The organism is Actinophytocola sp. (genome assembly GCF_036555685.1).
Taxonomy (GTDB): domain Bacteria; phylum Actinomycetota; class Actinomycetes; order Mycobacteriales; family Pseudonocardiaceae; genus Actinophytocola.
Genome location: NZ_DATBKY010000309.1, coordinates 25,729 through 48,554 on the forward strand (window position 1 = coordinate 25,729; position 22,826 = coordinate 48,554).

At 73.4% G+C, this 22,826-nt stretch carries 18 protein-coding genes and 1 pseudogene; 2 read left to right on the forward strand and 17 right to left on the reverse strand.

Annotation, left to right across the window (positions count from 1 at the left end):
* Positions 1-46 precede the first annotated feature (46 nt).
* From ftsZ to mraZ, 17 genes are all read right to left on the reverse strand, one after another.
* The gene (ftsZ, locus tag VH969_RS32720) at positions 47-1,360 is read right to left on the reverse strand and encodes a cell division protein FtsZ (protein WP_331981556.1); all 1,314 of its coding nucleotides are present in this window, start codon (positions 1,358-1,360) and stop codon (positions 47-49) included.
* Positions 1,361-1,549: 189 nt separating this feature from the next.
* Positions 1,550-2,056, reverse strand: a complete 507-nt coding sequence (locus tag VH969_RS32725; RefSeq protein WP_331981559.1) for a DinB family protein — start codon at positions 2,054-2,056, stop codon at positions 1,550-1,552.
* Between the two features lie 29 nt (positions 2,057-2,085).
* Entirely contained in the window at positions 2,086-2,853 is a 768-nt protein-coding gene (locus VH969_RS32730) for a cell division protein FtsQ/DivIB (RefSeq protein WP_331981562.1), read from the reverse strand.
* Complete coding sequence (gene murC, locus VH969_RS32735) at positions 2,850-4,274, reverse strand: UDP-N-acetylmuramate--L-alanine ligase (protein WP_331981565.1); 1,425 nt, start codon at positions 4,272-4,274, stop codon at positions 2,850-2,852. Before murC ends, VH969_RS32730 begins: the two co-directional genes overlap by 4 nt.
* Positions 4,271-5,371 carry an undecaprenyldiphospho-muramoylpentapeptide beta-N-acetylglucosaminyltransferase gene (murG, locus tag VH969_RS32740; protein WP_331981568.1) on the reverse strand — a complete coding sequence of 367 codons (1,101 nt, stop codon included), beginning with the start codon at positions 5,369-5,371 and terminating at the stop codon, positions 4,271-4,273. The genes murC and murG overlap by 4 nt, the downstream gene beginning before the upstream one ends.
* A complete protein-coding gene (ftsW, locus tag VH969_RS32745; RefSeq protein ID WP_331981571.1) occupies positions 5,368-6,783 on the reverse strand; it encodes a putative lipid II flippase FtsW in 1,416 nt (471 codons plus the stop codon). The genes murG and ftsW overlap by 4 nt, the downstream gene beginning before the upstream one ends.
* Entirely contained in the window at positions 6,780-8,147 is a 1,368-nt protein-coding gene (gene murD, locus VH969_RS32750; RefSeq protein WP_331981575.1) for a UDP-N-acetylmuramoyl-L-alanine--D-glutamate ligase, read from the reverse strand. The genes ftsW and murD overlap by 4 nt, the downstream gene beginning before the upstream one ends.
* A 164-nt stretch (positions 8,148-8,311) precedes the next feature.
* Positions 8,312-9,400 (reverse strand): phospho-N-acetylmuramoyl-pentapeptide-transferase, encoded by a 1,089-nt coding sequence (gene mraY / locus VH969_RS32755; protein WP_331981578.1) that lies wholly within the window; start codon positions 9,398-9,400, stop codon positions 8,312-8,314.
* Positions 9,397-10,854 (reverse strand): UDP-N-acetylmuramoyl-tripeptide--D-alanyl-D-alanine ligase, encoded by a 1,458-nt coding sequence (locus VH969_RS32760; protein ID WP_331981581.1) that lies wholly within the window; start codon positions 10,852-10,854, stop codon positions 9,397-9,399. Before VH969_RS32760 ends, mraY begins: the two co-directional genes overlap by 4 nt.
* On the reverse strand, positions 10,851-12,410 hold the full coding sequence (locus VH969_RS32765) for a UDP-N-acetylmuramoyl-L-alanyl-D-glutamate--2,6-diaminopimelate ligase (protein WP_331981584.1): 1,560 nt from the start codon (positions 12,408-12,410) through the stop codon (positions 10,851-10,853). The genes VH969_RS32760 and VH969_RS32765 overlap by 4 nt, the downstream gene beginning before the upstream one ends.
* Before the next feature lie 84 nt (positions 12,411-12,494).
* On the reverse strand, positions 12,495-13,172 hold the full coding sequence (locus tag VH969_RS32770; protein ID WP_331981587.1) for a rhomboid family intramembrane serine protease: 678 nt from the start codon (positions 13,170-13,172) through the stop codon (positions 12,495-12,497).
* A 174-nt stretch (positions 13,173-13,346) separates the two neighbouring features.
* Positions 13,347-14,960 carry an SWIM zinc finger family protein gene (locus VH969_RS32775; RefSeq protein ID WP_331981590.1) on the reverse strand — a complete coding sequence of 538 codons (1,614 nt, stop codon included), beginning with the start codon at positions 14,958-14,960 and terminating at the stop codon, positions 13,347-13,349.
* A gap of 46 nt (positions 14,961-15,006) precedes the next feature.
* Positions 15,007-15,903 (reverse strand): haloalkane dehalogenase, encoded by an 897-nt coding sequence (locus VH969_RS32780; protein ID WP_331981593.1) that lies wholly within the window; start codon positions 15,901-15,903, stop codon positions 15,007-15,009.
* A gap of 39 nt (positions 15,904-15,942) precedes the next feature.
* Positions 15,943-18,402, reverse strand: a complete 2,460-nt coding sequence (locus VH969_RS32785; RefSeq protein ID WP_331981596.1) for a peptidoglycan D,D-transpeptidase FtsI family protein — start codon at positions 18,400-18,402, stop codon at positions 15,943-15,945.
* Complete coding sequence (gene ftsL / locus VH969_RS32790) at positions 18,402-19,175, reverse strand: cell division protein FtsL (RefSeq protein WP_331981599.1); 774 nt, start codon at positions 19,173-19,175, stop codon at positions 18,402-18,404. Before ftsL ends, VH969_RS32785 begins: the two co-directional genes overlap by 1 nt.
* A complete protein-coding gene (rsmH, locus tag VH969_RS32795) occupies positions 19,172-20,131 on the reverse strand; it encodes a 16S rRNA (cytosine(1402)-N(4))-methyltransferase RsmH (protein WP_331981601.1) in 960 nt (319 codons plus the stop codon). The genes ftsL and rsmH overlap by 4 nt, the downstream gene beginning before the upstream one ends.
* Positions 20,132-20,320: 189 nt before the next feature.
* On the reverse strand, positions 20,321-20,752 hold the full coding sequence (gene mraZ, locus VH969_RS32800) for a division/cell wall cluster transcriptional repressor MraZ (RefSeq protein ID WP_260192729.1): 432 nt from the start codon (positions 20,750-20,752) through the stop codon (positions 20,321-20,323).
* A 632-nt stretch (positions 20,753-21,384) separates the two neighbouring features.
* Between mraZ and VH969_RS32805 the strand changes: the two genes are divergently transcribed.
* Both VH969_RS32805 and VH969_RS32810 read left to right on the forward strand, forming a co-directional pair.
* The gene (locus tag VH969_RS32805; protein WP_331981612.1) at positions 21,385-22,329 is read left to right on the forward strand and encodes an AAA family ATPase; all 945 of its coding nucleotides are present in this window, start codon (positions 21,385-21,387) and stop codon (positions 22,327-22,329) included.
* A 6-nt stretch (positions 22,330-22,335) separates the two neighbouring features.
* A pseudogene (locus VH969_RS32810) lies at positions 22,336-22,826 on the forward strand (DUF58 domain-containing protein); the annotation flags it as partial.

Here is a 22,826-nt window from a genome sequence, read left to right on the forward strand (position 1 = left end):
GTACCGGTGCGGAACGAGCCGCTCGGGGTTCTGGATGCCGCCGCCGTCAGCGGCGCATGAACGGGGGGACGTCGACCTCGTCGTCCGGGTCGTCGGTCACCGGGACGGCGCGGCCGGGCATGCTGCCGCTGCCCGCGCCCGGCCGGCGGGCCGAACCACCCGCCGGGGGCACGCGGCCCTCCATCGGGCTGCCGTAACCGCTCGCGGCCTGGCGCGGCGCGGGTGCGGCCGGCTGCTGCTGGCTGGCCGCCGGCGGCGGGGTGCTCGCGCGCGGCGGCTCGGCCGCCGGCGGCGGGGGCGCGGGCGGCTCGGCGGCCGGCGGGGCGGGGCGGGGTGTCACCTGGCCGGCCTGGCCCGCGGCCGTCGAGCCGCGGGAGCCGATCGCGGTCGCGTCGAGCTTCTTGTGGGTGGGGGTGCCGCCGTCGAAGCCGGCCGCGATCACGGTGACCCGGACCTCGTCGCCGAGCGAGTCGTCGATGACCGTACCGAAGATGATGTTGGCCTCGGGGTGCGCGGACTCCTGGACCAGCGAGGCGGACTCGTTGATCTCGAACAGGCCGAGGTCCGACCCGCCCGCGATGGCCAGCAGCACGCCGTGCGCGCCGTCCATGGAGGCCTCGAGCAGGGGCGAGTTGATCGCCTTCTGGGCGGCCTGGACGGCTCTCCCCTCGCCGCGCGCCGAGCCGATGCCCATGAGGGCGCTGCCCGCGCCGGACATCACGCTCTTCACGTCGGCGAAGTCGAGGTTGATCAGGCCGGGCGTGGTGATGAGGTCGGTGATGCCCTGGACACCGGAGAGCAGCACCTCGTCCGCCGACCGGAACGCGTCCATGAGGCTCACGCCGATGTCGCCGAGCTGCAGCAGCCGGTCGTTCGGGATGACGATGAGCGTGTCGCACTCGTTGCGCAGCTCGGTGATCCCGTCCTCGGCCTGCTTGGCCCGGCGCTTGCCCTCGAAGGCGAACGGGCGGGTGACGACGCCGATGGTCAGCGCGCCGAGCTTGCGGGCGATCGACGCGACGACCGGCGCGCCGCCGGTGCCGGTGCCGCCACCCTCGCCCGCGGTCACGAAGACCATGTCGGCGCCCTTGAGGACTTCCTCGATCTCCTCGCGGTGGTCCTCGGCGGCCTTGTGCCCGACCTCGGGGTTGGCGCCGGCGCCGAGGCCGCGGGTGAGCTCACGGCCGATGTCGAGCTTGACGTCGGCGTCGGACATCAGCAGCGCCTGCGCGTCGGTGTTGACCGCGATGAACTCGACGCCCTTCAGGCCGACCTCGATCATGCGGTTGACGGCGTTGACCCCACCGCCGCCGATGCCGACGACTTTGATCACCGCCAGATAGTTGTGCGGGGGCGTCATCGGACCGCCTTCCTGAACAAGCTCGTGCCTCCTACATCCCAGACGCGAGCCGAAAACCCTAAACCTCAACAAGAGACTCAGAGTTATGTCAAGCCCGAACGTCGAATACAGGACGGTAGGCATCGGCGGAGCCCGATTCCAGCCGCCACGCCGAGCGGTCGCGGTCTTGTGCGCACCTGTCGCCGAGTGCTACTCCCCCGTCTCGCCGTCGATGTTCTCGCGCAGCAGGTCCAGGTGACCGGCGTGGCGGGCGGTCTCCTCGACCATGTGCACCAGCACCCAGCGCAGGTTCACCGGCTCTCCGCGGTGCGATCCGGTGGCGTCCAGATCGTGCCGCGCGGCGATCTCCCGGTTCAGCGCGCACTCCGCCTCGTACTCCTCGATCAGCCGCGAAAGCGGGGCGTCCAGGCCGACGCGGAACTCGATGTCCGGATCGGACTCGAGCTCCACCGCCCACGTGTCCTCCCGGCCCTCGAACACCACGCTGAACCAGTACCGCTCCACGTAGCGCAGGTGGGACAGCAGCGGCGCGACCGCGGTCAGCCGCGAGGCCACCAGCGGGCGGCGCGCCTGCTCGTCGGAGAGGCCGGTGGCCTTCCACACCACGGTGGCGCGCTGGAAGTCGAGGAAACCGTTGAGCTGCTCGCGCTCGCCGCCGATGAGGGGCGACTCGGGCCGGGTGGGCGGGGGCGTCATGCGTGCAGTGTGGCCGAACCCACCGACGGTCAGGACACCGTCGGGAAGTCCGGCGTCGCCACGTCGTAGGTGCGGCCCGGGCGGGTCAGCAGCGGGGCCAGCACCGCGGACTTGCGGTCGTTGTCCTCGGCGTTGCCCCACTTCACGATCTTGCCGCCGGACAGCTTGAGCCGGACGTCACCCGGGGAGCGCGCGGAGAGCTCGACCACGCGCTTGCGCAGCTGGCCGGGGATCGCGCCGTACACCGTGACCGCGGCGTGGGTGGCCGGGTCGTCGGGAGCCACCTTGACGACCTTGAGCACCGGCAGGCCCTTCGGCCGGGCCGGCACGGTCGCGTAGTCGACGCCCGTCCGGTCCACCAGGTGCACGCCGTCGGCGGCCGGCACGACCGCCACCGGGGTCCGCTCGGTCACGTGGATCTCCACGGTCGTCGGGAACGAGCGGGACACGCTGACCGAGAACACGCGCGGCAGCGTCGCCACCCGCCGCGCCACCTCGTCGGTGTCCAGCCGCACCATCGGCGTGCCGAGCTCGATCGCCGCCACCCGCCGCACGGTGTCCTGCGTGATCTCGTGCGTGCCGACGACCTCGACCGTCCGCACGCCGATCAGCGAGGTGAACATGACGACGTAGGTCAGGCCGAGCATGGCGAGGACGATCAGCAGCGCCATCCAGCGCCGGGCGAGGTAGCGGCGCCTGCTGGGGCCGGGCCGCTCCTCGGGCTCCTCGGCGTGGCCCCGGCGTGCCCGCCGCTCGGCGGGCCGGCGCCGGGCGCGCGTCCTCGCCGTGCTCGTCATGCCGGCGCGACCCGCCGGTCCAGCTCCGCGATCAGCTCCGGGCCGAGCATCGTCACGTCGCCCGCGCCCATGGTCAGCACCAGGTCGCCGGGCCGCACGAGCGAGGCCACCAGCGGCGGCACCTCCTCGAACGACGGCTCGTAGTGCACGTGCCCCTCGGCCAGCGGGACCGCGCCGGCGATCAGCGCGCCGGTCACGCCCGGCTCGGGCTGCTCGCGCGCGCCGTACACGTCCAGCACGACCACCTCGTCCGCGAGCGCGAGCGCCGCCCCGAACTCGGCCGCGAAGAGCCGGGTCCGCGAGTACAGGTGCGGCTGGAAGACGACCACGAGCCGGCCACCCTGTGCCGCCGGCCGCGCCGCGCGCAGCTGCGCCGCGACCTCGGCCGGGTGGTGCGCGTAGTCGTCGTACACCCGCACGTCCGCGGACCGGCCCTTGAACTCGAACCGGCGCCGCACGCCGCCGAACCCGGCGATGCCGTCCAGCAGCCCGGGCAGCGGCGCGCCCAGCTCGAGACCGGCCAGCAGCGCGCCGATCGCGTTGCTCGCCATGTGCTCGCCCGGCACCGAGACCCGCAGCTCGATCTCCGAGCCGTCCAGCATGATCCGCGCGACCCCGCCGCCGTCGGCCGCCGGTGTGTGGTCGAGCAGCGTCACGTCGCGGTCCGAGCCGGTCGCGGTCCGCCCGTAGCGGCGCACCCGCACCCCGCGCGCCTCCGCGTGCCCGGCCAGCGCGGCCGAGCCCGGGTCGTCGGCGCACGCGATCAGCAGCCCACCCGGCTCGAGTTGGTCCACAAAGGACTCGAAGACCGCGGTGTACGCCTCGACCGTGCCGTGGTGGTCGAGATGGTCGGCCTCCACGTTGGTCACGACCGCGACCGACGGGACGAACGCGAGGAACGAGCCGTCGCTCTCGTCGGCCTCCGCGACGAAGACGCCGCCGTGCCCGTGGTGGGCGTTGGCGCCGGACTCGTTGAGGTCGCCGCCGATCGCGAACGACGGGTCGAGCCGGCAGTGCTGCAGCGCCACGGTCAGCATCGAGGTGGTCGACGTCTTGCCGTGGGTGCCGGCGACGCACGCGACCCGGTGCCCGGCCATCAGCGCGGCGAGCGCCTCGGAGCGGTGCATGACGGTCAGCCCGCGCGCCTTGGCGGCGACGAGCTCGGGGTTGTCCGGCTTGATCGCGGTGGACACGACGACCGCGGTCGGCCCCCGGTCGCCGAACAGGTCGAGGTTGGTCGCCGACTGCCCGATCGCCACCCGGGCGCCCTGCGCGCGCAGGGTCAGCAGGCCGGGCGACTCCTTCGCGTCCGAGCCGGACACCTCGAGCCCGCGGTCGAGCAGGATGCGGGCGATCCCGCTCATGCCGGCACCGCCGATGCCGACCAGATGTGTTCGCTCGAGGGGCCCGGCCGTGGTCACTTCTTGATCACCTCGAGGACCATGCGGGCCAGCACGTCGGCGGCCTCGCGGTGGCCGGTGCCGCGCGCGGCCGCGCCCATCGCGGCCAACCGGCGCGGGTCGGTCAGCATCGGGACGACCAGCTCGGCCACCTTGTCCGGGGACAGCTGCTCGTCCGGCACGAGCACGCCGCCACCTGCGTCCACCACCGGCTTCGCGTTCAGCGCCTGCTCGCCGTTGCCGTGCGGCAGCGGGACGAACACCGCGGGCAGGCCGACCGCGGCCACCTCGGCGACGGTCATCGCGCCACTGCGGCACAGCACCGCGTCGGCCGCGGCGTAGGCGAGATCCATCCGCTCCAGGTAGGGCACCGCGACGTACTTCGCCGCGCCCGGGACCTCCTGGAGGGCGAGCGAGTTCTTCGGTCCGTGCGCGTGCAGCACGCCGATGCCCGCGTCGGCGAACCGGCGGGCGCACGCGGACACCGCGTTGTTGATCGAGCGGGCGCCCTGCGAGCCGCCGAACACCAGCAGCGTCGGCGCGTCCGGGTCCAGCCCGAAGTGCGCGCGGGCCTGCGCCCGCAGCGCGGCCCGGTCCAGCCCGATGATCGACTCGCGCAGCGGGATGCCGACGACCTCGGCGCCGGGCAGGCCGGTGTCGGGCACGGCGACCGCGACCTTCTCGGCGAAGCGCGCGCCGACCTTGTTCGCGAGGCCCACCCGGGCGTTGGAGTCGTGCACGACGATCGGCGTCCGGCCGCGGGCGGCGAGGTACGCGGGCAGCGCGACGTAGCCGCCGAAGCCGACCACCACGTCGGCGCCCACCCGCTCCAGCACCGCGCGGGTCGTCTTCACCGCCGACCGCACCTTCAGCGGCAGCTTCAGCAGGTCCACGTTGGGCTTCCGGGGCATCGGCACCGGCGGGATCATCTCCAGCGGGTACCCGCGGCCCGGGATGATCGACTTCTCGAGCCCGCGCTCGGTGCCCAGGGCGACGACGCGCGCGTCCGGCCGCATCCGGCGGACGGCGTCGGCGAGCGCGAGCGCCGGCTCGATGTGTCCGGCGGTGCCGCCGCCGGCGATCACGACACAGGGCCCACGGTGGGTGGGGTCGGTCAAGACGTTCCTCCTCGGGAACTACTGCGCGGGTACCGCCGGCGGGCTCGCTCCGAACCGCCGGGGCCCCGCGACTGGGCGGGGGCACGGGCCGGTCTGCGCCTGGCCGGCGGCTGGTACGGCTCCGGTGCGGGCAGCCGCATCAGCCGGCCGAACCGGCCGGGCCCCTGAGAGCGTAGTGCGGCCACCGCTTCGGGCTCATGCCGCGCACAGTTCGCGAGGATGCCGAAGACCAGCAGCGTGATCACCACGGAGGTGCCACCCGAGGAGATGAGGGGCAACGTGATGCCGGTGACCGGCAGCAGGTTCACCACGTAGCCGATGTTGATGGCCGCCTGCGCGACCAGCCAGACCGTGAGCGTGGCCGCGACCAGCCGGATCCACGGGTCGATGTTGCGGGTCGCGACGCGCATGCCGACGACCGCGAGCATGCCGAACAGGCCGAGGACCGCCGCGCAGCCGACGAACCCTAGCTCCTCGCCGATCAGCGCGAAGATGAAGTCGTTGTGCACGTTGGGCAGGTACTGCCACTTCGACGGGCCCTGGCCGAGCCCCTTGCCGAACAACCCGCCGTCGGCGAGCGCGTACAGCGCCTGGTTGGCCTGGTACGCCGCGCCACTGGGGTCCTTCTCGGGGCTGAGGAACGACAGCACGCGGGAGAGGCGGTAGTCCGTGCCGATCGCGAGCACCACGACGCCGGCGAGCCCGCCCAGCGCGAGCGCGCCGAACAGCCGCAGCTGCGCCCCGGCGAACCACAGCAGCGCGATGAGCACGACCCCGAGCGTCACCGTGCCGCCGAGGTCGGGCTGCAGCATGACCAGCGCGAACATGACCAGCGCGGCCGGCACGACGGGCACCAGCAGGTGCCGGTACTGGTGCAGCAGCCCGCGCTTGACCACGAGGATGTGCGCGCCCCACAACGCGAGCGCGAGCTTCGCGACCTCGACCGGCTGGAAGCCGACGGGCCCGATCGTGAACCAGCTGCGCGTGCCGTTGATCTGCGAGCCGAGCCCGGGGATGAGCACGAGCACCAGCATCAGCACGCTGATCCACAACGCGACCGGGCTCGCCGCGCGGATCTTGTTGAGCGGCACCCGCAGGCCGATCCAGAACAGCACCAGCCCGGCCAGCACGAACATGACCTGCTTGCCGAACACCGTGTACGCGGACGCGTCCTGGATGAGCGAGATGACCGACGACGCGGACAGCACCATGATCAGGCCGAGCACGATCAGCAGCGCGCAGATCGCCAGCAGCAGGTGGAACGAGGCGAGCGGCCGGCCGAGCCAGGCGGTCAGCGCGGTGCGGGTGGCGGCGATGCGCCCGCGCTCGCGGTTCCTGGGGCGGGCCGTCTTCCTGCGGGACGTCTTCGCGGGCTCGTCGGGTTCGGTCTTGGCGGGCTCGGCTGCCGTCATCCGTCCTGCCCGGGCTCGGCACCGGGCGTGGTGACCGCGCCGAGTCGCGCGCGCACCGCCTCGGTGAACGCCGTGCCGCGGTGGGTGTAGCTCGCGAACTGGTCGTGGGACTTGGCCGCCGGCGCCAGCAGCACCACGTCGCCGTGCCCTGCCATCGCGCCCGCCGCACGCACCGCAGAGATCATGGGCTCATCGTCTCCCGAAGGGACGCGATGTACCGGCACATCCGGCGCGTGTCGCGCGAGCGCGGCCACGAACGGCTCCTGATCGGTGCCCAGCAGGACGACGCCACGCAGCCGCGGCGCGACCTCGGCGACCAGCGCGTCGACGGGTGCGCCGTGCAGCAGGCCGCCGGCGATCCACACGACGTGGTCGAACGCGCCGAGCGAGCCGAGCGCGGCGTGGGTGTTGGTGGCCTTGGAGTCGTTGACGTACCGCACTCCCCCGGCCTCGGCGACCAGCTCGACCCGGTGCGCCGGCGGCTCGTACGCGTTCAGCCCCGCCCGGACGGCCTCGGCCGGGACGCCGACCGCACGGGCGAGCGCGGCGGCGGCGAGTGCGTTGGCGACGTTGTGCGGGCCGGCCGGGCGGACCTCGGTGGCGGGGAGGAGCGGCTCACCGCCGTGGACGAGCCAGCCGTCCGCGACGCCGTACTGGCCGGGCGCGGGCGGGGCGACCGTGAAGCCGACCCGTTCGGGGACGGCCGCGGCGAGCCGCCCGGTCTCCGGGTCGTCGGCGTTGTAGACGGCCAGGCCGGCGCCGGTGTAGACGCGCGCCTTGGCGGCGACGTAGGCGGCCATCGAGCCGTGCCACTCGAGGTGATCCTCGGCGATGTTGAGCACGGCAGCCGCCCGGGCGCGCATCGAGGACTGCCAGTACAGCTGGTAGCTCGACAGCTCCACGGCGAGCACCCGGTGCGTGCGGACCGCGTCGATCACCGGGAGCCCGACGTTCCCGCAGGCCACCGCGTCGAGCCCGGCCGCGCGCAGTATCGCCTCGAGCATGCCGACCGTCGTGGTCTTGCCGTCGGTGCCGGTGACCGCGAGCCACACGGGCGGCTCCGGCCGCGCGGCGCCGACCTGCCAGGCCAGCTCGACCTCGCCGATCACCTCGATGCCGGCGTGCGCGGCGGCGACCAGCAGCGGGTTGGCCGGCGGGATGCCCGGGCTGGTGACGACGAGCTCGGTGCCGGCGGGCGGCTCGGTGAGGCCGGCGATCGTGGCGGCACCGTCGGGCAGGCCGGTCAGCCGGTCCGCGGCCGCGTCGGTGACGGTGACTCGCGCGCCCATCGCGAGCAGCGCACCGGCCACCGACCGGCCGGTCACCCCGGCGCCGGCGACGAGCACGTTGCGGCCGGCGAACACTAGGGCTCCAGGAGCCCGGTCCGTCGCGCGGATCCGGTGATCCACGCGGTTCCCGGCACGGCGGAGGGAAGCTCTCGTGCCGGGCAGTACCCGGGCTTTCGGGCAACGCAGCCGGGGGCTGCGTGGGCGCCGGCGGCGCGTGACATGACCGGGATCATGGGGCACTAGCTCCCGTAGGCCGTGAGCCACTCGCTGTAGAACAGGCCCAGGCCGAACATCGCGCAGACTCCGGCCAGCAGCCAGAATCTGATGATCACCGTGGTTTCCGCCCACCCGGCGAGCTCGAAATGATGATGGAACGGTGCCATGCGGAACAATCGTCGTCTGGTGGTGCGGAAGACCGCGATCTGCATGACCACCGACAGCATCTCGACCGCGAACAGGCCGCCGACGATCACCATCAGCAGCTCGGTGCGGGTAGTGATCGACAGGCCGGCCACGAGCCCGCCGAGCGCGAGCGAGCCGGTGTCGCCCATGAAGATCTTCGCGGGTGCCGCGTTCCACCACAGGAAGCCGATGCAGGCGCCCATCGCGGCGGCCGCGACCACCGCGAGGTCGAGAGGATCTCGCACGTCGTAGCAGCCGACCGTGGGGTCGTCGGCGCCGCAGTTGTAGCGGAACTGCCAGAAGGTGATGACCACGTACGTGCCGAACACCATGGCCGACGCGCCGCCGGCCAGGCCGTCGAGGCCGTCGGTGAAGTTCACCGCGTTCGACCAGCCGGACACCGCGATGTAGCAGAAGACGACGAACCCGATGGTGCCGAACGAGATGATCGCGAGGTCGCGCACGAACGACAGCTGGATCGACGCGGGCGTGAAGCCGTACTCGTCGGCGAAGTTCATCGCGAGGATGCCGAACGCGACGGCGACCACGAGCTGGCCGACCATCTTCGCGGTCTTGTTCAGCCCCAGGTTGCGCTGCTTGCGGATCTTGATGAAGTCGTCCAGGAAGCCGACGATGCCCAGGCCCGAGGTGAGGAACAGGACGAGCAGCCCGGACGCGGTCGGCGACTCGCCCTTCGGCTCGGACATCGCGTTGAACAGGTGCGCGACCAGGTAGCCGGCCCACATGGCGATGAGGATCGCCACGCCGCCCATGGTCGGGGTGCCCCGCTTGGACTTGTGCCCCTCGGGTCCCTCCTCGCGGATCTCCTGCCCGAAGCCCTGCCGGGAGAACACCCGGATCAGGTACGGCGTGAACAGGATGGAGACGATGAGCGCGATCGCGGCCGCGATCAGGATTCCGATCACGCGCCGGCCCCCAGGAGCGCGTCCGCGACGCGCCACAGCGCGGCGACCTTGGAGGCCTTCACCAGGACCACGTCACCCGGCCGCAGCTCCGCGTTCAGCAGCGCGATCGCGGCTTCGACATCCGGCACCAGCACCGGCTCCTCTCCGTTGAACCCCTCGAGGCGGGCGCCGTGCTGGATGCCGCCCGCCTGCTCGTCCACCGCGACCAGCCGGTCGATGTGCAGGCGCATCGCCAGCCGGCCGATCTGCTCGTGCGCCTCGTCGCCGCCCTCGCCCAGCTCGCCCATCACGCCGAGGACCGCCCAGGTGCGGCGCTTCCCGTCGTCGGACATGCGCGCGAGCGTGCGCAGCGCCGCGCCGACCGACTCGGGGTTGGCGTTGTAGGAGTCGTTCACGACGGTCACGTCGTCGGCCCGGGTGCTGACCTCCATGCGCCGCGCGGAGAGCCGTTGCGCCTGGCCCAGCCGCTCGGCGACCTCGTCGAGCGTGGCGCCGAGCGCGAGCCCCACGGCCGCGGCGGAGAGGGCGTTGCCGACGTGGTGGCCGCCGTAGAGGCCGAGCGTCACGCGCGTGCGGCCCTGCGGGGCGACCAGCGTGAACGTGGCGCGGGCGTGCTCGTCGAGCTCGATGTCCTCGGCGCGGATCTGCGCGTCCCGGCTCTCGCCGACGAGGACGACGCGGGCCTTCGTGCGGCTTGCCATCGCGCGGACGAGCGGGTCGTCGGCGTTGAGGACCGCGACGCCGTCCTCGGGCAGTGCCTCGGGCAGCTCGCCCTTGGTCTGCGCGATGCCCTCCTGGGAGCCGAACTCGCCGAGGTGCGCGGTGCCGACGTTGAGCACGACGCCGATGCGCGGCGGGGCGGTCTCGCAGAGGGACCTGATGTGGCCGGGCCCCCGGGCGGACAGCTCGAGCACGAGGTGGCGGGTCTGCTCGTCGGCGCGCAGCACCGTCCACGGGTGGCCGAGCTCGTTGTTGAACGAGCCGGGCGGGGCGACCGTCGGGCCCATCGGCTCGAGCACCTGGGCGATGAGGTCCTTCGTGGACGTCTTGCCGGACGAGCCGGTGATGCCGACGACCGTGAGCCCGCGCGGTGCGAGCCGGTCCACGACGTCGCGGGCGAGCCGGGCCAGGCCGGCGAGGACGGCCGCACCGGAGCCGTCGGTGTCGCCGGTCAGGGCGACGGAGCGGGTGTGCGCGTCGGTCACGGGCGGCACGACGACCGCGGGTGCCGGAACCGGGCGGGCGGCGAGCACGCCGACCGCGCCCTGGCCGACGGCCTTCTCGGCGAAGTCGTGCCCGTCGACGCGGTCGCCGGGCAGGGCCACGAACAGGCCGCCCGGGCCGACCTGCCGCGAGTCGAACTCGACGGTTCCGGTGACGAGCGTGGTCGGGTCGGCGTTGTGCAGCCGCCCGCCGGTCGCCTCCGCGATCTCGGCCAGGGTCAGGGGAATCATCCGGCCCCCTTCTCGAGCCGGGCCCAGATCGCGGCCCGCAGCTCGTCGCGGTCGGAGAACGGGTGCACGACGCCGCCGATCTCCTGGCCGGTCTCGTGACCCTTGCCGGCGATCACGACGACATCGCCCGGCTCGGCGCGTGCCACGGCGGTCTCGATGGCCTTGCGGCGGTCGCCGACCTCGAGGATCTCGCCGCGCTCGCCGGCCGGGACGGCGCGGGCGCCCTCGAGCATGGCCGCGCGGACGGCGGCCGGGTCCTCGGTGCGCGGGTTGTCGTCGGTGGCGATCAGCAGGTCGGCGCGCCGGGTGGCGGCCTCGCCCATCAGCGGGCGCTTGGCCTGGTCGCGGTCGCCACCGCAGCCGAGGACGACGATGAGCCGCCCGTCGGTACGCCCGCGCATGGCGTCGAGCGCGAGCGCGACCGCGGCCGGCTTGTGCGCGTAGTCGACGACGGCGGTGAAGTCCTGGCCGAGCGCCACGCGCTCCATCCGGCCCGGAACCTCGACGGCGGCCAGCCCGGCGGCGATGTCGGCGGGCTCGATGCCGGCGGCGCGCAGGCACGCGGTCGCGAGCAGCGCGTTGGCGACGTTGAAGCTGCCCGGGATCGGCAGCGTGACCGGGAGGGTCAGCCCGTCCGGCCCGTGCACGGTGAACGACTGCTCGCCGGCGCGCGACGTGGTGACGCCGGTGGCGGTCCAGTCGGCCTCGCCCTCGGTCGCGACGGTGATCGTCTGCGCGGCGACCAGCCGCTTGCCCCACTCGCCGTCGACGCACACGACCTCGGCGGTGGACCGGCCGTCGAACAGCAGCGCCTTGGCCTGGAAGTAGTCCTCCATGTCCGAATGGAAGTCGAGGTGGTCCTGCGAGAGGTTCGTGAACGCGCCGACCGCGAACCGGGTGCCGTTGACCCGGCCCAGCGCGAGCGCGTGGCTCGAGACCTCCATCGGCACGTGGGTGACGCCGCGCTCGACCATCACCGCGAACAGGGCTTGCAGGTCCGGCGCCTCGGGCGTGGTGAACGCGCTCGCCAGCCGCTCGCCGGCGATCCGGGTCTCGACCGTGCCGATCAGGCCGGTTCTGAGGCCGGCCGCGCGCAGGCCGGAGTCGATCATGTAGGTCGTGGTCGTCTTGCCGGAGGTGCCGGTGACGCCGAGGACGGCAAGGCGCAGCGACGGCTCGCCGTAGATCCACGCGGCGACCGCGCCGAGCACGCCGCGGGGGTCGTCGTGCACGAGGACCGGGATGCCGGAGTCGCGAAGCGCCGGGCGGGCGGCCCCGGGCTCGTCGGTGAGCACCGCGATCGCACCCGCGGAGATGGCCGCGTCGGCGAAGTCCGCCCCGTGGGCGCGCGCGCCGGGCAGCGCCGCGAAGAGGTCACCGGGAAGGACGTGCTGTGCACGCAGCGTAGCGCCGGTCGCCGCGAGATCGTTGACGTTCTCGGGTGGGGCGACCAGACGCGCGCCGGCCCGCGCCACCAACGTGGTGAGCGGTACGGGTTCGATCCTGGTGGGGCGAGGCGGTGCCGTGACGGCCTTGCCAACTAGCTTGGCGGGCACGTCGCGGAAGGTTACCTGCGCACGGAGGGCGATCAAGGACACCCTGGTGCACGTGGCCGCGTCGGGACGCGCTAGCGCGTACCGCTATTCGGTCGATGGCAGCGTCGGGAGCGTGTCCGTGGTCGGCTGCTTGGCCTTCGGCCGCGGCTGGCGGAGCAGGATCGCGGCGAGCATGCCGCCGACCAGGCCGGACAGGTGGCCCTGCCAGGAGATGTTGGTGACGCCGAAGCCGATCGAGTGCCACATCGGGTAGGCGTAGGCGAGCGCGATGCCGATCGAGACCACGACGTCCACCGGCCGCCGGTCCACGAAGCCGCGCAGGAGCAGGTAGCCGAAGTACCCGAACACCACGCCGCTGGCCCCGATCGAGACGGTGTTCGACGGTGAGAACAGCCAGACCCCGAGCCCGCCGACGACGATGACGATGACGGTCATCAGCAGGAACTTCTTGATGCTCGGGATCGCCGCGATGAACCCGAGGCTGAACAGGGCGACCGCGTTGCCGGCCAGGTGCTCGACGTTCCCGTGGAGGAACGGCGCGGTGGCGATGTCGACCAGGCTGGTCACGTCGCGCGGCCGGATGCCGCCCCACTGCGCGAGATGGCGCCCGGTGGCCGCGTTCACGAGCTCGACGATCCACAACAGGCCGAGAACGGCGACCATGAGGGCGGCCGCACGTCCCATGGGACTCGCGAGCGACCCGTCGTCGTCGCGCTGATGGGGAACGGGCGAGAAGGACCCGGACGGCTGGATGCTCACCATGGCAAGTATGCCTCCGCGAGGACGCTTCGGCCTGTGCTGGCGCGGCCCGGAGGTCACGTTTCCGCCGTTCGGAGTGAGTCCGGTTGATCTTGCCGGCCCTGCGACACGAACGACACCGCCCACCTGACACTCGGCCATCGGTCCGGGGTCCGCGGCCCCTTCGCCCGCCGCCGGCTACAGGTTTCGGCGGTCCAGTTCCGTCATGAGGGCCCGGCGGCGTTGGTAGCGGGTGCGAATGCCGGCCACCAGGTCCTTGAACGCCGCCTCCTCGCCGCAGCGGGTGGCCACGCCGCACAGTTCCTCCAGGAGTACGGCCACCTCCCGGTACGCGTCCCGGCCGGTGCGTTCCAGGCAGCGCCGGACCGCGTCGCAGTAGCCGGGGAGCACGTCCGCCGGGTGGGTCGCGCCGTGTGCGCGCGCCACCTCGAGCCACGCGAGCTCGCCGCAGCCGTACTTCTCCACCGCCTGCCAGGCCTCCAGCGCCTCCCCGTCGTCGAGCAGCGCGCCCGCCAGCTCGTCCGCCGCCGACTCCTCCGCCGCGGCGCGCAGGACGTCCAGCGCCACCTCCCGGACCGACGGCCAGCACTGCGCCGACACCGCCGTGGCCCGCAGGTTCGCGTACGTCAGCCGGGTCGGGGCCGCGCGCAGGGCCGACTGGCGCAGCGTCACGGCGGCCTCCGGTCTGCCGTCGTCCATGTAGGACTCGACGAGCAGGTCCGCGAGCCGCGGGTCGCCGGTCTCCTCGACGCCGCGCTCGGCCCAGCGGATCGCACCGGCCAGCCGGCCCGACGAGCGCAGCAGCGTCACGATGTCCAGGAACGCCTTCGGGTTCGGCACGTTCTCGGCCAGGATGTCGACCCGCGCGTCCAGGTCACCGTCCACAATGGCCAGCTGCTCGCGCATCGACCGCAGCAGCACCACCTGCTCCTCGGCCGGCGACGCGCACGCCGATCGCAGCAGCGACCGGTACACCGACAGCCCCGCCTCCCCCAGCGAGTCGGCGAAGTCGGCCAGCTCGACCACCGGCCAGCCCGGGCCCGCGAGCCGCTGGCGGAACAGCCACTCGGCGAGCCGCGCCGGGTTGGGCCGGGCCACCGCGCACGCCCGCGCGTACAGCCACAGCGCCCGCCGGTACAGGGCGGTCACCGCGCCCGCCGAGTCATCCACAGTGGACATCGCGGCGGTGATGCCCTCGACCGCCGAGCGGGCCAGCGGGCGCGCCTCGGCCGCGTGCCCGGACGTGATCAGCTCGTCGACCGTGTCCAGCACCTCGCGCGCCCGCCGCGCGTACTCGCGGGCGGCCCGGTCGTCGAGGTAGCCGCGCACCCGCAGCGCCTCGTCCAGCTGCCGGCGCAGCACCGCCACCTGCGGCGCCCCGGTCGAGCCGGCCCGCAGCGAGAGCCGCCGGTAGAGCGCCGGGTCGCGACCGGCCTGCGCCAGCACCAGCTCCACCAGCTCGCGGTTGTCCAGCGTGCGCAGGTACGCGGCGAGGTCGACCTCGGGCGCGGGCGCCGCCGGCCCCTCGGCGAGCAGCACCAGGCCCACCGCCACGCAGTGCTTGCAGAAGTTGCCGTCCGCGCCGAACGGGCAGCTGCACTCCCCCACCAACCGCTCGCCGTCCCGGCCGAGCCAAACCTCGTAGCTGTCCAGCCCGCGGACCGTCGCCCGCACGCCGAGCGCGGTCGGCGCCACGTCGGCGACCGTGCCGACGTAGTCGCGACCGCGCTGGAACGACTGCCCGCCCGCGGCCTCGTGCAGGTCGTCCTCGGTGAACCAGGCCCCCGTCACGATGCCCCCGGTTCGCTTCGTCCGGTCACCGGCACGCCTCTGTCCCTCATGGCAGGCTCCGCACGAACCCGGCGACGAGCTCGCCCAGCCGCTCCCCGGCGTCCTCCTGCAGGAAGTGGCCGGCGCCGGTCAACGTCACGTGGTCCCGATCCCGCGCGCCCGGGATCGACTCACGCAGGATCGGCGCCATCGGGCCGGTGATCGGGTCGCTGTCGCCGAACGCGCACAGGAACGGCTTGTCCCACCGCCGCAGCACGTCCCACGCCGCCCGGTTCTCCGCCGCCCCCGGCGAGTCGGGCTCGACCGGCACCAGGCCGGGCATCGCGCGGGGGCCGGCCTCGTAGGCGGCGTCCGGGAACGGCGCGGCGTATGCGGCCCGCACCTCGGGGGCCAGCGTCGTCCGGCACCCGGACTGCACGAACCGGGCGATGTCCAGCGCCGGGGCGCTCTCCATGGCCCGCCGGAAGTCCCACCACACCCGCGGCATCGGGTGCTCGCCCGTCGGCAGCCCGGTATTGGCCGCGACGATCGCCGCGAAGCGGTCGGGCCGTTCGGCCGCGATGCGCAACCCGATCAGCCCGCCCCAGTCCTGCCCGACGACCGTGACGTCCGTCAGGTCCAGCGCGTCCAGCACGAGCGCCCGCACCCACTCGACGTGCCGCGCGTAGCTGTGATCCGCCACCTCCGCCGGCTTGTCCGAGCGGCCGAAGCCGACCAGATCCGGCGCCACCGCGCGGATCCCGGCCGCGGCGAGCACGCGCAGCACCTGCCGGTACAGGAACGACCAGCTCGGCTCGCCGTGCAGCAGCAGCGCGACGGGCCCGTCGGCCGGACCGGCCTCGACATACGCCATCCGCACGCCGCCGACGTCGGCGAAGCGCGGCTCGTACGGGAAGTCGGGCAGGCCCGTGAACCGCTCCTCGGGAGTACGCAGCAGACGCATGGCGCACAGGGTAGGAGGACCCACCGACAGTTACGGGTCCTACTCGTCCAGGACCAGCGGCACGACCGGGCTCTGCTTCGCCGACAGCGGGATGCTGTAGCGCTGCGCCAGGTACGAGGCGATGTCGTGGAACAGCGGCGCGGCCGACCGGGACTCCTGCGGTCCGCCCGAGTAGTTCGGCCGATCCAGCATGATCCCGACGACGAACCGCGGGTGGTCGGCGGGGAGGATGCCGGCGAACGTGATCCAGTACTTGTCCTGCGAGTAGCCCCTGGTCACCGGGTCGATCTGCTGTGCGGTGCCGGTCTTGCCGGAGATCTGGTAGCCGGTCAGCGCGGCGGCCGGGCCGGTGCCGTTGTTCAGCCCCTCGCCGTCCTGCACGACGGCACGCAGCATGTCCCGCACCGTCCGCGCGGTCCGCTCGTCCACCACGCGCACCGGCTTCGGCCTCGGCTCGGGGATCCGCTTGCCGTCGGGGGTGATCCGGGCCTGGACGATCCGCGGCGGCACGCGCACGCCGTCGTTGGCGAGCGTCTGGTACATCGCGGCCATCTGCAGCACGGTCATCGACAGGCCCTGGCCGATCGGCAGGTTGCCGAACGTCGAGCCGGACCACTGCCCGCGCGGCGGCACGTGCCCGGGGCTCTCGCCCGGCAGGCCGACACCCGTGCGCTTGCCCAGGCCGAGGTCGCGCAGCAGCCGGGAGAACTTGTCCGGGCCGCACCGCTGGGCGAGCAGCAGCGTGCCGACGTTCGACGACTTCGCGAAGATGCCGGTGGTCGTGAACGCCATCGTCGGGTGGCTCCACGCGTCGTGCACCGTGCGGTCGGCGACGTTGATCCAGTCCGGCACCATGTGCGGGTCGTCCGGCTTCGAGACGTGGTTCTGGATCGTGCACAGGGCGGTGACGATCTTGTTGACCGAGCCGGGCTCGTACGGCGTCGACACCGCCGCGTTGCCCATGGTCCTGAGGTCCAGGCCCTTGGGGTCGGTCGGGTCGAACGTCTTGTCGTTGGCCATCGCGTACACCTCGCCGGTGTGCGCGTCGAGGACGACCGCGCTCGCGTTCTTCGCCTCGCTCTTGACGACGTACGACGCGAGCGACTGCTGCAGGTGGTACTGCAGGTCGGCGTCGATGGTCAGCTCGATGTCCGAGCCGTCGGTCGCCGGCACGAGGTCGCGCTCGGTGCCCGGGATGACGACGCTCTGGCTGCCTTCCTCGGTGTCCGCCACCTGGCGGCCGGGCTTGCCGGAGAGCTCGTTGTCCCGCAGGCTCTCCAGCCCGGACAGGCCGTGCAGGTTGTGCTTCTTGGGGTCGGGGTCGTCGGTGCGCCAGTTCGCGATGCCGACGAGGTTGGCCGCGAGCGAGCGGCCGGGGTACTCGCGCGCGGCGCGGTACTCGGTGATGACCTCCGGGAAGAGCGCCTGGATGTCCCGCGCGACGGCCGGCTCGACCTTGTCGACGAGGTAGACGAACGTCGCCTCGCGGCGCAGCTTCTCGAGGACGTCGGCCTCGGGCGCGCGGTCGCCGATTTTCTCGTGGATGGCGCGGGCGATCTCCGCGGTGCGGTCGTCGAAGCTGAGCTTGGCGTCGGGGTGATCGGAGTTGTAGGCGGCGATGTCCTCGCGCACGGCCTTGGGGCGGAACGCGAGCATGCGCGACTCCACGCTGAACGCGAGCTGCACGCCGTTGCGGTCCACGATGGACCCCCGGGTGGCCGGGATGTCGATCTCGGTGGTGCGCTGCTGCTCGGCCTTCGCGGCGAGGGCCTCCGCCTCGAAGCCCTGCACCTGGATGAGCTTCATGCCGGCGGCCACGAGCGCGGCGATGAGCAGGAAGCGCACGGACACGACCCGGATGTGATGGTTGCCGGTGGGCTTGCGGACCAGCTTGCGCGGACCGGCCGGCCGCCGCTTGGCCACCGGGGCGTGCTTGGGCGCCGGCGCGCTCCGGTGCGAGCTGGCCGCGCCACGGCGGTTGCCGGCGCCGCGGGGTATCGGCCGCTCGCTCGCGAGCCAGGGCGGCGGCTGCCGGTCGGCGGCCTTGCGGCGCAACGCCTCCCGCCACGGTGGCAGCGCGTCGCGGTGAGCCCGCGTGGCGTCCCGCTTGGGTTTGGCCGGCGGTGGCGGCTTGCGGCGTGGGTCCTCGCTGACGCCGAACCGGGAGCGGCCACCGCGCGGCACGCCGCCGGGGTCGCGTGGGGTGCCGCCCCGCGGTGCGCCGGCGGGGTCGCGGGACGAGGCGGCCCGCGGTTTCCGGGGCAGCTCGGCCGCGGGGTCGAAGACGCCGCCGGGGCCGAACAGCGGTGGCCTGCCACGGCCTCCCGCGCCGCCACGTCCGGCCGTGCCGTGCGGCGAGCCCTGGGCGCGGGCGGACGGACCCCCGGCTCGCGGGGAGCCGGGGGTCGCACGCCCGGGTAGTGCCGGCCAGCCCCGCGCCGAACCCGCGCGCTTGCGCGGGCCCGGCTCGTGGGGTGGCTCTCCGGAGGGTGGGGCCATCAGCCCGCGCCCTGGGCATCGGCCGGGGACCGCGGGCGTTGCTGGCCCTGCGGCGAGTCAGCCGCCTGGCCGTCGGCACTGTCGGCACTGTCGGCACTGTCGCCGGCACGGTCAGCGTTGTGGTCGGCGGCGTTCTCGGTGTTCGCGGTGTTCTCGGGTGGCTTCGGCGGTTTCGGCTTCTCGGCCTTGGTCGGCTCGCCCACGACGACCACCCGGCCGTCCGGCTTGACCACCAGCCGAGCCGGGTCGCCGGCCGGGACCATGCCCATCGCCTTCGCGCGCTCGGCCAGCGCGGACGCCGACTCGGCCTTCGTCACGTCCCGCTGCAGCTGGTCGGCCCGCTCGGCAAGCTGGTCGGCCTCCTGCTTCGCGTTGTCCAGCCGGTACGAGTCCGCGATCGCCTGGGTCGACAGCCACAGCGTCGCCACCACGCCGACCACCAGCAGCGTGATGATCAGGATGACGAACGACGCGCGCCCGGCGGCCCGGTCCTCGTCGGACCGCACCACCCGTGCGGGCCGCTCGACCGGACGGCCTTGGCGGCTCGCCCGGCGCGCGTAGGCACGCTGCGCCGCCGCAGACCGGCCGCGCGTCTCCCGGGCCGGCGCGCGGCGTGGCTCGGCCTTGTCCGGCGCGGGCGCCGGAGCGGCGGCCGCGAGCCGGGCGGCCCGCCGTCGCTCGAGCGCGGTGTCGGCACGTCGTCGGGTCTGCGTGGAGTCGGAGCGGCCGCGCGTGGCGGCACGGTTGGGCCTGGTCCGGGTCGGTGCGGTCATGCTGCCGCCTCCAGAATCCGTTCGGCCGCGCGCAGCCTCACCGAGGCCGCGCGCGGGTTGTGCTCCTTCTCCTGCTCGTCCGCCAGCTCCGCGCCCCGCGTCAGCAGGCGCAGCTGCGGACCATGCCCCGGCAGCTCGACCGGGACCCCGGGCGGCGTCCGCGACTTCGCGAGCTCCGCCAGCGCACGCTTGACCAGCCGGTCCTCCAGCGACTGGTAGGCCTCGACGACGATCCGGCCGCCCACCCGCAGCGCGTCGAGCGCCGCCGGCAGCGCGCGGCGCAACACCTCGAGCTCGCCGTTGACCTCGATGCGCAGCGCCTGGAACGTCCGCTTGGCCGGATGCCCGCCGGTCCGCCTGCTCGCGGCCGGGACCGCGTCGTACAGCAGCTCGACCAGCCGCCCGCTGGACGCGAACGGCTCCCGCGCGCGGGCCCGGACGATCGCGTCCGCGATCCGCCGGGCGAAGCGCTCCTCGCCGTAGTCCCGCAGGATCCGCGCGAGGTCGGCGGCGGGGTACGTGTTCAGCACCTCAGCGGCGGTGAGCTCCGCGGTCGGGTCCATCCGCATGTCCAGCGGCGCGTCCTGGGAGTACGCGAAGCCCCGCGCCGTCTCGTCGAGCTGCATGGACGAGACCCCGAGATCCATCAGCACGCCGTCGACCGAACCCGTCGTGCGGTAGCCGAGCCGGGTGAGCACCTCGGGCATCTCGTCGTAGACCGCGTGCACGAGGTGGACGCGGTCGCCGTGGCGGGCCAGCCGCTCGCCCGACCGCGCGAGCGCCTCGGGGTCGCGGTCGAGACCGACCAGGGTGAGCGCGGGGTGGGCGGACAGCAGGGCGTCGGCGTGCCCGCCGAGCCCGACGGTCGCGTCGACGAGCACCGCGGAGTCGCCGGACAACGCCGGCGAGAACAGCGCCAGCACCCGCTCCAGCAGCACCGGAACGTGGGCAGCCATGGTCCACCCCCTCTCCCGCGAGCAAGCTTTCGACGACACGACGACAAAGCGACAAGCCGACAAGTCGACCCGCGCGGATGCCGACAGGTCCCCGCCCGCTCGTCGGCCCTGGCACCGGGGAAGGTGCGCCAGGACCGAAAGCGAGCGGACCGAGGCCTCACGGCACCCGCGTCCCGCCCCGAGCCGGGGTCAGAAGACCCCGGGAAGGACTTCCTCCGCGGCCTGGGAGTAGCTGTCCTCGTGCTCGTCCAGGTAGGTCTGCCACGCTTGCGCGTCCCAGATCTCCAGGCGGGTGATCGCACCGATGACCACGCACTCCTTGGTGAGCCCGGCGTAGCGCCGGAGCTCCGGTGCGACCGCGATCCGCCCCTGCCCGTCGGGTCGCTGCTCGTCGGTTCCGGCGAACAGGTACCGCTGGTAGGCGCGAACCGCCTCGTTCGTCAGGGGCGCCGCGGCAACCTTGCGTGCCATCTCCTCGAACTCCGCGCGCGGGAACACGTACAGGCAGTGGTCCTGGCCCTTGGTGACCATCAGCCCACCCGCGAGCGCGTCTCGGAACTTGGCAGGCAGCGTGAGCCGCCCCTTGTCGTCCAACTTGGGGGTGTGCGTGCCGAGGAACATCGACGACCCACCTCCCCACCGGCCCGGGTGGGCCAGTTATGAGGCCCCCTTCTGCCCCACTTGCGGCCACCGTACCCCACTTTTCACCACAGTCAACGTCGAAACGGCGGAACTGCTCGCGACGCCGGACTCGTTTCCGCAGGTAAATGCCCGGGGTGTGGAGTGGGGGATCGTGGTGGCCCCCACGGCCGGGTGCGCCGGCCCGCGGCGCGGACGGCCGGTCAACCCCGTTCCGACCCCGCGCGTCCTTCGGTCGGGGCGCGCCGGTGGGCGCCCGGGGGGCGATGTGGGGGATCCGGTGGGGCGCCGTGGGGAGCCTGGGTGTGCGAGCCGTGTGCGCGCTCGCCATCGTTTCGGGAGATCCGGAACACGTTCCGGCCGGAAGGCGTAGACAATGGAAGGACACACAGACTTCTCAGCGGTTTGACACACTCCGGAGAAGGCTTGCGCCGAAGATTTGAGTTCCAGGAGGTCGCGTGACGTCCAGTACGCCGCCATCGGCGCTGCCCGGCAACCCCTACGCAGCGTCTGGCGGAGACCACCACTACTCGGGGCACACGACCGAGGCCGTCAACAACAACCACTACCGGTCCGCCCCGGCCCTTGACGAGCTCAACGCCGCCGCGCAGCGCATCGCGGCGAACGTCGAGCGGGTACTGGTGGGCAAGCCCGAAGTGGTGCGCATCGCGCTCGTCACGCTCCTCGCCGAGGGGCACCTCCTGGTCGAGGACGTGCCCGGCGTCGGCAAGACCTCGCTCGCCAAGGCGCTCGCCCGGTCCATCGACTGCACGGTCAGCCGCATCCAGTTCACCCCGGACCTGTTGCCCAGCGACGTGACCGGGGTGTCGATCTTCAACCGGCAGACCAACGAGTTCGAGTTCCGGCCCGGCCCGGTGTTCGCCAACATCGTCGTCGGCGACGAGATCAACCGCGCCTCCCCCAAGACGCAGTCGGCGCTGCTCGAGTGCATGGAGGAGGAGCAGGTCACCGTCGACACGAACACCTACCAGCTCGAAGCGCCGTTCATGGTCATCGCGACCCAGAACCCGATCGAGATGGAGGGCACCTACGCGCTGCCCGAGGCCCAGCGCGACCGGTTCACCGCACGCGTGTCGATCGGCTACCCCGACCCGGCCGCGGAGCTCGCGATGGTCGACGAGCACGCCGGGCACAACCCGCTCGCCGACCTGCAGCCGGTGTCCCACGCCGACCAGGTGCAGAAGCTGATCGAGACCGTGCGCGGCGTCAAGCTCTCCCCCGACGTGCGGCGCTACGCCGTCGAGCTCGTGTCCACCACGCGCCGGCTGCCGGAGATCCGCATCGGCGCCTCGCCGCGGTCGACGCTGCACCTGGTGCGTGCGGCCCGCGCGCAGGCGGCGCTGTCCGGCCGCGACTTCGTGGTGCCGGACGACATCCACGCGGTGGCCGTGCCGGTCCTCGCCCACCGCCTCGTGCTGACCCCGGAGGCGCAGGCCGGCCGCCGCTCGACCGCCGAGCTGATCCGTTCCCTCGTGCAGCGGGTGCCGGTGCCCCAGGCGGCGCCGGACCCCAACGCGCACTGGACCAGGAACCGGTAGGCGGCCGTGGCGCGGCCGGTACGCGGTGCGCTGTCCGGACTGACCACACGTGGCCGCTGCCTGCTCGCGGCCGGGCTCGCGGCGGCGCTGTGCTCGATCATCCTCAACGAGCGCGACCTGCTGCGGGTGTCCGCGTTCGTGGTCGCGCTGCCGCTGCTCGTCTGCTTCCTCACGGCGGTCGCGCGCGTCGGGCTGCACGCGCAGCGCCAGATCGTGCCGATCCGGGTGCCGGTCGGCGGCCGGGCCGAGGTGTCGCTGCACATCCGCAGCACAGGCCGGCTGCCCACGGGCGGCCTGCTCGTCGCCGACGGCGTGCCGTACTCGCTCGGCGGCAAGCCGCGGTTCCTGATCGAGCACCTGCCCCGGCACACGGGCACGCGGCTGCGGTACTCGGTGCAGCCGATGCTGCGGGGCATCCAGCAGCTCGGCCCGCTCAAGGCGACGATCACGGACCCGTTCGGGCTGGCGGAGTTCGAGCGGGAGCTCGCGCACACGTC